This is a genomic window from Thioclava sp. L04-15 (genome assembly GCF_002020275.1).
GTDB lineage: Bacteria > Pseudomonadota > Alphaproteobacteria > Rhodobacterales > Rhodobacteraceae > Thioclava > Thioclava marina.
The window spans coordinates 74,713-87,081 of record NZ_MPZW01000004.1; the positions used below are offsets into that span (position 1 = coordinate 74,713).

11 protein-coding genes are annotated in these 12,369 nt (G+C 62.6%); 1 reads left to right on the top strand and 10 read right to left on the bottom strand.

Features of this window, described 5'->3' with window-relative positions; genetic code table 11:
- Positions 1-6: 6 nt before the first annotated feature.
- The 6 genes from BMI90_RS10515 to BMI90_RS10540 form a co-directional block, all read right to left on the bottom strand.
- Positions 7-1,266 carry an AAA family ATPase gene (locus tag BMI90_RS10515; RefSeq protein WP_078529169.1) on the bottom strand — a complete coding sequence of 420 codons (1,260 nt, stop codon included), beginning with the start codon at positions 1,264-1,266 and terminating at the stop codon, positions 7-9.
- Positions 1,267-1,522: 256 nt separating this feature from the next.
- On the bottom strand, positions 1,523-2,191 hold the full coding sequence (locus tag BMI90_RS10520; RefSeq protein WP_078529171.1) for an OmpA family protein: 669 nt from the start codon (positions 2,189-2,191) through the stop codon (positions 1,523-1,525).
- Positions 2,192-2,196: 5 nt separating this feature from the next.
- The gene (locus tag BMI90_RS10525) at positions 2,197-3,627 is read right to left on the bottom strand and encodes a type II and III secretion system protein family protein (protein WP_078529173.1); all 1,431 of its coding nucleotides are present in this window, start codon (positions 3,625-3,627) and stop codon (positions 2,197-2,199) included.
- A gap of 213 nt (positions 3,628-3,840) precedes the next feature.
- Positions 3,841-4,710 carry a Flp pilus assembly protein CpaB gene (gene cpaB, locus BMI90_RS10530; protein ID WP_078529175.1) on the bottom strand — a complete coding sequence of 290 codons (870 nt, stop codon included), beginning with the start codon at positions 4,708-4,710 and terminating at the stop codon, positions 3,841-3,843.
- Between the two features lie 106 nt (positions 4,711-4,816).
- Positions 4,817-5,032, bottom strand: a complete 216-nt coding sequence (locus tag BMI90_RS10535; RefSeq protein WP_168172756.1) for a hypothetical protein — start codon at positions 5,030-5,032, stop codon at positions 4,817-4,819.
- A gap of 241 nt (positions 5,033-5,273) precedes the next feature.
- Positions 5,274-5,498 carry a hypothetical protein gene (locus tag BMI90_RS10540; protein ID WP_078529177.1) on the bottom strand — a complete coding sequence of 75 codons (225 nt, stop codon included), beginning with the start codon at positions 5,496-5,498 and terminating at the stop codon, positions 5,274-5,276.
- Between the two features lie 357 nt (positions 5,499-5,855).
- On the opposite strand from BMI90_RS10540, the gene BMI90_RS10545 reads away from it, so the two are divergent.
- A complete protein-coding gene (locus tag BMI90_RS10545) occupies positions 5,856-6,713 on the top strand; it encodes a lytic transglycosylase domain-containing protein (protein ID WP_078529179.1) in 858 nt (285 codons plus the stop codon).
- A gap of 48 nt (positions 6,714-6,761) precedes the next feature.
- On the opposite strand, the gene BMI90_RS10550 is transcribed toward BMI90_RS10545, so the two are convergent.
- The 4 genes from BMI90_RS10550 to dprA form a co-directional block, all read right to left on the bottom strand.
- Positions 6,762-7,391 carry a CoA transferase subunit B gene (locus BMI90_RS10550; RefSeq protein WP_078529181.1) on the bottom strand — a complete coding sequence of 210 codons (630 nt, stop codon included), beginning with the start codon at positions 7,389-7,391 and terminating at the stop codon, positions 6,762-6,764.
- Entirely contained in the window at positions 7,391-8,128 is a 738-nt protein-coding gene (locus BMI90_RS10555) for a CoA transferase subunit A (RefSeq protein ID WP_038074879.1), read from the bottom strand. The genes BMI90_RS10550 and BMI90_RS10555 overlap by 1 nt, the downstream gene beginning before the upstream one ends.
- A gap of 265 nt (positions 8,129-8,393) precedes the next feature.
- Positions 8,394-10,982: a type I DNA topoisomerase gene (topA, locus tag BMI90_RS10560; RefSeq protein WP_078529183.1), complete on the bottom strand. Its 2,589-nt coding sequence runs from the start codon at positions 10,980-10,982 to the stop codon at positions 8,394-8,396.
- 101 nt (positions 10,983-11,083) lie between these two features.
- The gene (gene dprA, locus BMI90_RS10565) at positions 11,084-12,226 is read right to left on the bottom strand and encodes a DNA-processing protein DprA (protein ID WP_078529185.1); all 1,143 of its coding nucleotides are present in this window, start codon (positions 12,224-12,226) and stop codon (positions 11,084-11,086) included.
- Positions 12,227-12,369 lie beyond the last annotated feature (143 nt).

A 12,369-nucleotide genomic window follows, 5' to 3' on the forward strand; every position in this document is an offset into this window, starting at 1 on the left:
TTCGGCTCAGGCCGCGACTTCGATCGACTCGCCAAGTTCGACGAGAGAGCCGGCGAGTTTCTGGATTTCCTTGCGCAGCGGAATTTTCGGCGATGACAGCGCCAGCGGCAGGCCATGGTCATTCGCCTGGGTGATGAGCTTGCCGCCATCCGACATCATCAGTTCGATCGAGATGTCGAGGCTCTCGGCGAGGCGCTTCACGCGAGCCTTTCCGTTGAGGTCGGTAAATTTCGGCGCGCGGTTGAGCACGTAGCGAAGCTTCTCGGTCGGCAGGCCCTCGGCCTTGAGCGCCCGCACCAGACGCAACACGTTCTGAGCCGAGCGCATGTCCATTTCGAGAAGCCCGAAATAGAGCTGTGCCTTGTTGAGCACGGTCTCGGTCCAGCTCACGACGGTCGAGGGCATGTCGATCACGACGAAGTCGAAATGCGACCGCGCCATGTCGATCAGGCGCTCTACGTCTTCTCCCGAGATCAGGTCGAGGGGAAGCATGTCGGCGGGGGCGGTGAGCACGTCCACCTTGTCGTTGAAGCTCAGGAGTGCCTGCTTGAAGCTTTCGCCATCCATGTGCTCGGTGTCGCTGAGCAGTTCGTAGATCAATTCGCGGCGCGGCAGATCGAGATAGGTGGCGGTGCTGCCGAATTGCAGGTCGAGATCGAGCAGGCAGACGCGCGGGGAGGGGCGCGTTTCCTTCTTCTTGCCGTCATGGGCCGTCGCGAGTTCCCAAGCGAGGTTGACCGCGAAAGTCGTGGCGCCCACGCCGCCCGAGAGCCCGTGAACTGCGAGCACGACACCGTCGCGGCCACCGGTATTGGTCATCACCGGCGCGTGGCTGCGCACCGGAAGGTCGGGAACCGCCGCCTGGCCCAGACGCTCGATCGCATCGTGCAGCGCGCCTTCGGGCAGCGGATAGGGCACGAAATCATCCGCGCCGAGACGCAGCAGCTGGTGCAGGGCGATCGGGCTGACTTCCTCGGCGATCAGGATGACGCGGATATTGCGCTCCTTCGCCTCGGTGATGATGCCCGAGATCTTGGTGAGCTCGTCCTCGTCCTCACCATCCACGGCGATCGCGATGAATTCGAGTTTCGAGGCGTCGGGTTGTCCGAGAAAGATCACAGCCTCGTCAAAGGTGAGGTCCCCCCAGCTTTCGCCGAGCTCGGTTTCCATATCCTCGATCAGCAGATCGAAATTCGAGACGTCGCGCGAAACCGTGCAGGCCTGGATTGGCGCCGGCTCTGTCGTCATCATTGCTGCTGCACTCATTAGCCTCTGTCCTTCGTTTCCTGGGCCCACGGTCGCCGGGGATCGCGCCCTCTCATGCGCCGCAGGTCAAGTATGACTCGGCGTCACACCTTTTCTGCCGGGGATCAATCTGGGCAGGAATCTGGGCGAGATTGGGGCCAGACTGTTTCAATTGTGAGGTTTTGAGCGACGATAAAGAGAAACGGCGGGCTTTGTTTATCAAGCCCGCCGTTTGTTAATGTCGATTGTCGCGAAACCGCGATCACTCGTTCGGGACTTAGCCGCCCGGTGTGCCTTCGTTCACCGTCGTCAGCGGCATCACCGAGGCGGAGCGCACATACTCGCGATAGACGACGCGGGCATATTTTCCGTCGAGCGGGATCGCTTTGCCACCGCGCACGATCCCGGACACCTCGGTCACCGTCCGGCGATTCTGCTCGTTCGGCGCCTGGGTGTAGACCAGGGGCTGCGTTTCGCCGTAGGAAACGACCGCCTCGAGGCGCGAGCGCGAGATGCCCTGGGCGACGAGGAAGTTCACCACTGTACGGGCGCGACGCAGGCCAAGGGCCTTGTTATAGGCATTGCTGCCCACGAGGTCGGTGTGGCCGTAGACGCGGAACCGTACCTCGGGGAATTGCCTGATCCAGTCGGCTTGCAGCATCAGCACGCGCTGCGCCTGAGCATCGAGCACCGAGGAGTTGAAAGCGAAATGGACCGTGTTCGGCACATCCGCCGCGAATTTGCGCGTCATGTTGATCGCGAAGCTCTCATCCCCGCTCATCAGCGCGGTGTTGTGCGCGATGGTGGCTCCGAAATTCGCGGTGCCGTCCATGTTGGAGCCCGCTTCGGAATGGAGGATCTTGGCACCTTCCGAGCAACCGGCCAACGCCAGTGCCGCAGTAAGAAGGATTGCCGAGCTGCGCAGCTTGTTCGCCTGACCCATCATCTCTCTCACTCCATCACGTAGCCATAGGAGCCCGAGAAGTCCTGCTTGGCGACCTCGGCGGCCGGGCCCCTCGTGGGCTTGGTCGGTGCGCTCAGGCCTCCGGCGGTCTTGCCATAGAGGAAGAGTTCGGACTCGGTGGGCAGTTTCAGACGATCGGTCGGCAGGGCAAGCGCCTCGCCCTTGACCGGCGACACAAGATGCGGGGTCACGATGATCACGAGCTCCGATTGCTTGCGCTGGTAATCGGCAGAGCGGAAGAGCGCACCGAGCACCGGCACATCGCCGAGCCACGGGATCTGATCGTTGAGATCGGTGAAGTCGTCCTGCAGAAGGCCCGCGATCGCGAAGCTCTCGCCGTCACGCATCTCGACGGTGGTCGAGGTCGAGCGTTTCTTGAAGGCGTTGACCGTGAAGCCGCCCTGGCTCATCGAGACGGTGGTGTCGATCGCCGAGACCGCAGCCGCGATCTCGAGGTTGATCACGTCGCCATCCACGACGCGCGGGGTGAAGGCCAGTTCCACGCCGAAGGGCTTGTACTGGATCGAGACCGAGTTGTCCTTGAGCACCGGGATCGGGTATTCGCCACCGGCGAGGAAATCCGCCTGCTGGCCGGAAAGCGCGGTCAGGTTCGGCTCGGCCAGTGTGCGCACGACGCCTTTCGATTCCAGGGCTTCCAGAAGCACTGCGAATTGAAGGTTGCCCGCGGTGAAGCCCAGACCGATCGCGCCCTTGTCGCCTGCGATCGGGTAGGTGCTTCCCGTAGAGTCGAAGGCGTTCTCAACCGCACCGTTTGCGGTGAAGTTGCCGGTTGCGCCGACGCCATTGAGATTGCCGCCAGCGCCGCGAACGGCGAGCGAGGAGGCGAGGCTCTTGGCGACAGAGCGCTGCATTTCCGCGAAGCGCACTTTCAGCATCACCTGCTGGGTTCCCGCGACCATCATCAGGTTCGAGACCCGGTCGGGTGCGTAGCGGTTCGCCAGATCGAGCGCGCGATCGAGCTTTTGTGCCGAGGAAACGGTGCCAGAAAGGACGATCCCGTCATTGGCGGTCCGCACGTCGATATTCTCGCCCGGAAGGATTTGCTTGAGACGTTCCTTGAACTCAGCCACGTCGGGCGTGACCTGCACGTCGACGTTCGAGATCAGCTTGCCGTCCGCTCCGAGGATCGTCAGCGTCGTGCGGCCGGGCAGTTTGCCCAGCACGTAGATCGAGCGGTCCGAAAGCGTCTGGATGTCCGCGATGCCGGGGTTGGCGATCGAAAGCTCCGCAAAGGGCGTGTCGCTTTCCACCACGACGGCGCGGTTCATCGGAACATGCAGGGGAGCCTGCGCGGTGCCCGACATTATTCGAAGCGTTTCCGCGTGCCCCGGCGCGAATATTGTGGTGCTCAGTGCCATGCCAAGAAGGCAGGCCCCTACGATAGATTTCAGTCTCATTGTGACCCTGCCTCTCCGATCACGCCTCGCCACAGGTCTTTTTGCCTGCTTATGGGACAGATTGCGTCCATTGTTTTGCGGAGCATGCCCCAAGACCGGTTTTTTTGCAATAATCAATGGATTGGCGAGAGTTTCTGATGTGGAAAACCTGTCGCAAACGAGCAACGGGGCCCCGTGAGGCCCCGTGCAAATAGTTGAAAATGTGTCATTTGCTTAGTTTGTGCAGGGGATCGGTGTTTCGATGATCTCGCTGCCTCTGCGGGTCTTGATCGTGCAGACCTTGGCTTTTTCGACCTGCCGAACCTGCTCTCTCTGGATCCCGAGGAGCTGGTTGCGGTCGATCTCGATCGCGCCGACCTGGTCGGTATCATGGGCGCCCACGAGAGAGAGAGTCAGGCGTCCCGTGTTCTGCGCGAGCGTCAGGGCCGCGACCTGCTCGGGGCTGACTTCGGCGGTGACGGTGCGCGCGATCTGGGTCTCGGCGGAGCGGTCGGGATCGGCATTCTGGTCAATTGCGATGAGTTTCAGGTTCGCTTCGATCAGCTTCGTCACCGGCTCGTCATTGATCGCTCCCGACCAGTAGACGTCGACCATATCGCCGGGGCGCAGGAAGCCCGAGACGCCGCTGGCGACGTTTACCTGGATGGTGAAGGCACGGCGGTTGGGTTGCAGGCTCGCAAGGATGCCGGCATCGGTACCGGGCTTGGTCACGCGCGAGCTCAGCACATATTCATTGGCCGAAAGCGACCGCATGGTGGCGCGCGGGCGGGCTTCACCCTCGACGAAAACCGCCTTTTCGGCTTCCGGCGTGCCCGCTTTGGCAACGATCTGCGAGTAGGTGCCTTGCGGCAGCGCACTTGCCTGAACCTTGATCACCGCGAGATCCTGCGCGGTGAACCGCTCTCCGTATTTGAGAGGCTTCTTGACGACGACGACATTGGCGAGGCGCGGTGCGTTCTTCTGCATCGCCACAAGATGGTCGCGCTCTGCCTGGAACTGCGCGATCTGGCCTTGCGCCATGATCACGGCCACCACGGCAAGGCCGATCCCGGCGACGAGAAACAGGGCGAACATCAGTCGCATCGTCTTTTCCTTCCGTTTTCATTCCGGACACAATGCCGGCGGGTGACATGCTCTATCGCAGGCAAAAAGGGCAATAAAATGGCGTCGTGGGGGAAATTGTTTCCGTTTAGAGGCTTTCGCCCGCAGCGAAGGTCGTCGCGACCTCTGTCGTGCCGAGATAGTCGGCGATGGTTTTGGAGAGGCCACCTGTCTGGCCCCAGATAACAGCACCGACGAGCATTCCGAACGAAACGACGGCTGCGGTCAGAACGACCCAGTCGACGGTCACAGCGCCGTCTTCATCCTTGCGCATGTTGCGCAGTGCCTGCAGGAATTTGATCATGGTCTCGCGTCCTCTCTCAATTTGATACAGACCCAATTTCTCAAAGACGTAGCCCATCAAAATGGCCAAACTTTGACAGTTTCGCGAACGGATTGCGGGCTTGGTTAAGGGAAACGTTCGGGCTAGTGGCGCCCATCACGTTCCCTGGAGAGCCCGTCGCTTCGATCGGCTGGTGTCCTGAAAAAGAGCAAGGGCCGCACATTCACGTGCGGCCCCGCTTGCATTCACAACACGTGCCAGATTACGGCGTGTCGGGGGTCGTCGAGCCGCTGTCGAAGGTCGTTTCGACTTTGGCGGTCGACAGGTAGCCGCCGATTTTGTCCACGAGGACCTTGGTGTTGGTGCGGACCAGAGCCAGCGCAGCGGCGCCGAGGCCAACAACAGCAGCGGTCAGCACAACCCAGTCAACGGTCACAGCGCCGTCTTCTTCGTCGTGGAACTTCTTGATTTTGAAGAATTTCATCATGGTGTCTCTCCTTGGGTTCGGTTCTCTGCCCCGCGTCTCTGGTTGGCGTTGACTGCCGTTCTCCGTCTCGCGGTATGAGCATATAAGGCCCCCGGATCGTGGCGCGATTTGGGCAGGCGCGCGGCGATTTCAGGAAAATTGCCAAGGCCTGATGCCTTCCACCTAAATCATTGAAAATAAAAAATATAAAAATCAACCGGCGACGCTCGATTTCGCTTTTTCCACCGAGAAATACGAATCAATTCCCGAATCGCGGAGGATTCCCGCACGGATTTTCTGGAAAATCGCACGAATTTCGGGGATAAAGGCGTCAAAGCGGACGACAGAACCGCAAGAGGCAGTGAGCAGGTGGCGCGGATGCGCTTGAGACGGGCAGTCATCGTGACGCTATTGTCGGCCGGATTGGCCGCGCCGGGCTGGGCGGAGATCGCCGCGCCGGAGCCATCGACTTTCAAGCCCAAGACGATCAAACCGCCCGCGCCGGGGACGAAGCGCTTCATCACCATCCAGATCGATCCCGAAGAGCAGAAGCGTGAACTTGCCGCCATGGCCAAGGAGCCCTGGCAGCCCGTTACGCGCAAACCTGCTGCGACAGGATCGGCGGGGGCGGACAAGCCGGTGCGCTCGGCGCATTACGCTTGGTATTGGAACAAGGTGTCACCGCGTCTGGAAGATCGCGCAGGACGGCTTGACCTCGCTCTGGCAGCCCTCACCCAAGGGCCGAAGGGCACGCAGGTGGGCGCACCGCGGCTAGAGACGCTGGCGAAGATCGCGAAGGTGCATGGCACGGATATTCTCAGGTCGACGATCGGCACCGAGGTTTCGCCCGCGCTGGTGCTCGCCATGATCTCGGTCGAATCCGGCGGTCGCCATGATGCCGTCAGCCATGCCGGCGCGGTCGGGCTGATGCAGCTGATCCCGGCGACGGCCGAGCGCTTCGATGTCGCCGACAGCAAGGATCCGGCACAGAACATCGCAGGCGGGGTGACCTATCTCGACTGGCTGATGAAGGAATTCAATCGCGATCCGCTGATGGTGATCGCGGCCTATAACTCGGGCGAGAACGCGGTGAAGAAGAACGACGGCGTACCGCCCTTCGCCGAGACCCGCGATTACGTGCCGAAGGTTCTGGCCGCATGGAACGTGGCGCGCGGGCTCTGTGTGACGCCACCACAGCTGATGACGGATGGCTGCGTGTTCCGCATCAAGGGATGAAAAAGGGCGGCCCGAGAGCCGCCCTTCGCAATTCTGAAACCGGGTCGATCAGTTGACGATCGTCGCCTCGGTCGCGGCGCGCAGGTCTTCCTCAGTGACGCCATCGGCCAGTTCGACGAGCTTCAGCCCGCCCTCGACCACATCGAGCACACCGAGATTGGTGATGATGCGGTTGACGACGCCTGTGCCGGTCAGCGGCAGTGTGCAGGCCTTGAGAACCTTGCTCTCGCCATGCTTGTTGGTGTGATCCATCACGACGACGACGCGGCCGACACCGGCCACGAGATCCATCGCGCCGCCCATGCCCTTCACGAGCTTGCCGGGGATCATCCAGTTCGCCAGATCGCCATTCTCGGCCACTTCCATCGCGCCCAGGATCGCCATCGCGATCTTGCCGCCGCGGATCATGCCGAAGCTGGTCGCGCTGTCGAAATAGGCGGTCTGGGGCAGTTCGGTGATCGTCTGCTTGCCAGCGTTGATCAGGTCGGGGTCTTCCTCGCCCTCATAGGGGAAGGGGCCCATGCCGAGCATGCCGTTCTCCGATTGCAGCGTCACGGTGACGCCCTCGGGGATGAAGTTCGGCACGAGCGTCGGGATACCGATCCCGAGGTTCACATAGGTGCCGTCCTGAAGTTCCTTGGCGGCGCGTGCCGCCATCTGGTTGCGGTCCCAGGCCATCAGACTTCCTCCCCCGTGCCCGCAGGCGTGTTGCTGTGATCGCTGCGCGGGCGCACGGTGCGCTGTTCGATGCGCTTCTCGTGCTCGCCCTGGATCAGACGGTGGACATAGATGCCCGGCAGGTGGATGCAGTCGGGATCGAGCGACCCGGTCGGTACGATTTCCTCGACCTCCATCACGCAGACCTTGCCGCACATGGCCGCGGGCGGGTTGAAGTTGCGCGCGGTCTTGCGGAAGATCGCGTTGCCGCTCTCGTCGGCTTTCCACGCCTTGACGATCGAGACATCGGCGAAGATCCCTTCCTCGAGGATATAGGTCTCGCCGTTGAACTCTTTATGTTCCTTGCCCTCGGCGATCACGGTGCCCACGCCGGTCTTGGTGTAGAAGCCCGGGATGCCGTGACCGGCGGCGCGCATGCGCTCGGCCAGCGTGCCCTGCGGGTTGAATTCCAGCTCCAGTTCGCCCGAAAGGTACTGGCGCATGAATTCCGCGTTCTCGCCCACATAGGAGCTCATCATCTTCTTGATCTGCTTCGTGTCGAGCAGCTTGCCCAGACCGAACCCGTCCACACCACAGTTGTTGGACGCGATGGTGATGTCTTTCACTCCGCTTTCGACGAGCGCGTCGATGCAAAGCTCAGGGATGCCGCAAAGCCCGAAGCCCCCGGCCGCGATCAGCATTCCGTCGAACAGAAGCCCGTCAAGAGCCTCTTTCGCAGAACCGTAAACCTTGTTCATGAATGTCCTCCGCTCAGATGCGCGCGAGGATGGCGCGCGGGGCGAGGGGAGTCAATTGCTGCAATGCGGCGAGAGCGGATCGCGGGGGCAAACTTCACGCTGGGGAGGGGGCGCTGCCCCCGTCGAAGGAGGGCGACAAATAGAGTGTGGCTCTGCCCCGTCGCCGTAGGGTGAAGAATGATGGCCGAACAGGGGGCTCTGCCCCCGCTCGCGATGCGAGCCCCCCGGGATATTTCTTTCCAAGAGGAAGAGGGGCGCGGGCGCCCTATTCTTCGTCGGTCTTCTTGGTGGTTTTCCTGGCGGGTGCCTTCTTCGCGGCGGTCTTCTTGGCCGCAGGTTTCTTTGCGGCCGCCTTCTTCGGCGCGGCCTTCTTCTTTGCCCCGCCCTTCTTCGCCGCCTTCGCCTCGATCAGCGGAAGTGCGTCTTCCATCGTGACCGCTTCGGGTTCCATGTCCTTGGGCAGGGTCGCGTTGACCTTGCCCCATTTGACATAAGGCCCGTAACGCCCCGGCATGACCTGCACGGGGCCGCCCTCGGGATGCTCGCCGAGCTCCTTGAGCGGTTTCGCGGCAGCGCCGCGCCCGGCGCCCTTGGCGGCTTTCTGGGCGATCACCTCGACCGCACGGTTCATGCCGATGGTGAAGACCTCATCGACTTCCGGCAGGTTCGCGTAGATGCGGCCGTGCTTCACATAGGGGCCGTAGCGGCCGATTCCGGCTTCGACCAACTCGCCATCGTCAGGGTGCGGGCCGATCTCGCGCGGCAAGCTCAGGAGCATCAGCGCCTTCTCGAGATCGATCTCTTCGGGTTTCCACCCCTTGGGCAGCGAGGCGCGCGGGGGTTTGGGTTGGTCCTCGGTGGGCTCGCCCTTTTGCACATAAGGCCCGAAGCGGCCCACGCGCAGGGTGATCGCCTGACCTTCGTCATAGCCCAGCACCTTGCCGTCGAGCGCCTGCACCTCGTCATCGCCATCGGGCGCCGACAGAGGCCGGGTGAAACGGCATTCAGGGTAATTGCCGCAACCAATGAACGCCCCGCCCGAGCGCGCCGTTTTCAGATGCAGCTTGCCGTTGCCGCAAAGCGGGCAGATGCGCGGGTCCGAGCCGTCCGGGCGCGGCGGGTAAAGATGCGGCGCGAGCACTTCATCGATCTTGTCGAGCACCTCGGTGATGCGCAGTTCCGAGGTCTCTTCCAGTGCCGCCGAGAAATCGCGCCAGAACCGCTTGAGCACTTCCTTGTAGTCGCGATCGCCCGCCGAGATGTCGTCGAGCTGGTCTTCGAGATCGGCGGTGAAATCGTATTCGACATAGCGCTTGAAGTAGTTCGACAGGAACGCCGTCACCAGCCGCCCGGTATCTTCCGGGATCAGGCGGTTCTTGTCTTTGCGCACATAGCCGCGATCCTGAATCGTCGTGACGATCGAGGCATAGGTCGAGGGCCGCCCGATGCCGAGCTCTTCCATCCGCTTGACCAGCGTCGCTTCGGTGTAGCGCGGCGGCGGCTGGGTGAAGTGCTGCTCGGGCGTGATCTGGCCCTTCTTGGCCTCTTCGCCTTCCATGATCTGGGGCAGGCGGTTGCTGTCCTCGCCCTCGTCGTCGTCGCGGCCCTGGTCATAGACCTTGAGGAAGCCATCGAAGGTCACGACCGAACCGGTCGCGCGCAGTTCGACCTGTTCATCGGCGGAGCCCACGAGAACGGTCGTGCGCTCGAAGCGCGCCGCTTCCATCTGGGACGCGATCGTGCGCTTCCAGATCAGATCGTAGAGTTTCCACTGATCGTCGGGCAGTTTCAGCCGGTCGGGCGATTTCGACATATCCGTGGGGCGGATACATTCGTGCGCTTCCTGAGCGTTCTTGGCCTTGTTCTTGTACATGCGCGGGGACTTGGGCAGGTATTGCTCGCCGAATTTGTCCTTGATCGCATCGCGCGCCGACATCACCGCCTCGGGGGCCATGTCGATGCCATCGGTCCGCATATAGGTGATGTGCCCGGCCTCGTAGAGCCGCTGCGCCGCCGACATCGTGGCCCGCGCGCCAAAGCCGAACTTGCGGCTTGCTTCCTGTTGCAGCGTCGAGGTCATGAAGGGCGGGTAGGGATTGCGCGAGGCGGGTTTCGCCTCGACCGAGGTGACGGTCAGATCGCGCGAGGTCACCGCCTGCACCGCCATCTCGGCGGTGGTCGCGTCCGGGATATCGTATTTTTCGAGCTTCTTGCCGCCGAGCACCGAAAGGCGGGCTTCATATTCCTGCCCGCGCGGGGTCGTCAGCACGGCCGTCACCGACCAATATTCGCGCGCCTTGAAGGCCTCGATCTCCATCTCGCGCTCGACGATGAGGCGCAGGCAGACCGACTGCACGCGGCCGGCGGATTTCGCGCCGGGCAGCTTGCGCCACAGCACCGGCGAGAGGTTGAAGCCCACGAGGTAATCCAGCGCGCGGCGGGCCAGGTAGGCCTCCACCAGCGGGGCATCGACCTCGCGCGGATGCTTCATCGCTTCGAGGATCGCGGATTTGGTGATCGCGTTGAAAGTCACGCGGGAGACGTTCTTGCCCTTGAGCTTCTTCTCCAGCGCTTCCTGCAGGTGCCACGAGATCGCTTCGCCCTCGCGATCGGGGTCGGTGGCGAGGATCAGCGTGTCGTCATCCTTGAGCGCGTCGGTGATCGCCTTGATGTGCTTTTTCGAGTCGCTCGCGACTTCCCATTTCATCGCGAAATCGTGCTCGGGATCGACCGATCCGTCTTTCGGAGGCAGGTCGCGGACGTGGCCGAAGGAGGCGAGAACCGTGTAATCGGACCCCAGATACTTGTTGATCGTCTTTGCCTTGGCAGGGGATTCGACGACGACAACGGCCATAAGGTCCTCACAATTCAACAGTCAAAGGGTCTGGGCGCGGAACATGTGGGGGTTTGGGGGGGATTGTCAATGCGTGCTGACCCTGAGGGAAACCACCGGAATCAGGCGAGGCGCGAGATCATCCCGCCGCGATGACGTTCGATCCGCCCCTCGATCTCGAGCGCGGTCAGGGCGCGCGAAAACGCCGCCGCCCCAAGCCCGAGATCGCGGATCACCTGGTCCTCGGCGGTGGGGGAGGGGCCGAGCCGGTCAAGGATTTTCGCAGCCAGTGCTGCCTCGGAAGGAGCAGAGCGCGGGAGTGGTTCGGGGGGCATGCAGCCGGAGGCAGGTTTCTCTTTTTCGGGCATCCGAACGGCATCGAGCGCGGCAAGCACATCCTCGGCCCCGCGCACCAGAACCGCGCCGTCCCGGATCAGCAGGTTGCACCCGCCCGCGCGTCCGTCCATCGGGTGACCGGGCACGGCCATCACCTCGCGTCCCTGATCGAGCGCATCGCGCGCGGTGATCAGGCTGCCTGATTTCGGTGCCGCTTCCACGACGACCACGCCCGCCGAGAGCCCCGAAATGATCCGGTTGCGCGCCGGAAAATGACGCGCTTGCGGCTGTATGCCGGGAGATGCCTCGCTCAGCCGCAGCCCGGTTTCGGCCATCTGGCGGGCGAGATCGGTGTTTTCCGGCGGGTAGATCACGTCGATGCCGCCCGCCTGCACCCCGATCGTGCCGCTGGCCAGCGCCGCCTCATGCGCGGCGGCGTCGATCCCGCGTGCAAGTCCCGAGACCACGCAGATGCCCGCCTCGCCCAAACCCTCGGCCAGTTTGCGGGCCATGCGCAGACCCAGCGATGAGGCGTTGCGCGCGCCCACGATCGCCACCATCGGCCGGGTGAGAAGCTCGGTCCGGCCAAGCGCCCAGAGAACCGGGGGCGCGTCGTCGATGCCTGAAAGGTTCTCGGGATAATCCGCTGCGCCGAAACAGATCAGCCGCGCGCCTGCCCGCTTCCCCGCTTTCAGCTCGGCTCGTGCCTGCGCCTCGGTACAGGTTGCGTAATCGGACACGCCGGCGGCACGCGCAACCTCGGGCAAGGCCTCGAGAGCGGCCCGGGCCGACCCATGTTCGCCAATCAATCGGTGGAAAGTCGTCGGCCCCACGCGACGCGAGCGAATGAGACGGAGAACCGACAGTTCATCTTCTTCCGTGGTGGGTGGGGTGAAGGGGGTGGGGTAAGAAAACAAATCTGTTTCCATCCAGCCCTCCGCCTCAATCGCGAGACCTTTATGCGCCCATTAGTGTTAACAAGAGGTTACTAAACCTCGGGTTGTGCGCGTTTTTGGGAAAATTTTCGCGGTTTTGGAGAAAAAATCTTTCAATTGCGATTACTGGCGTGCCG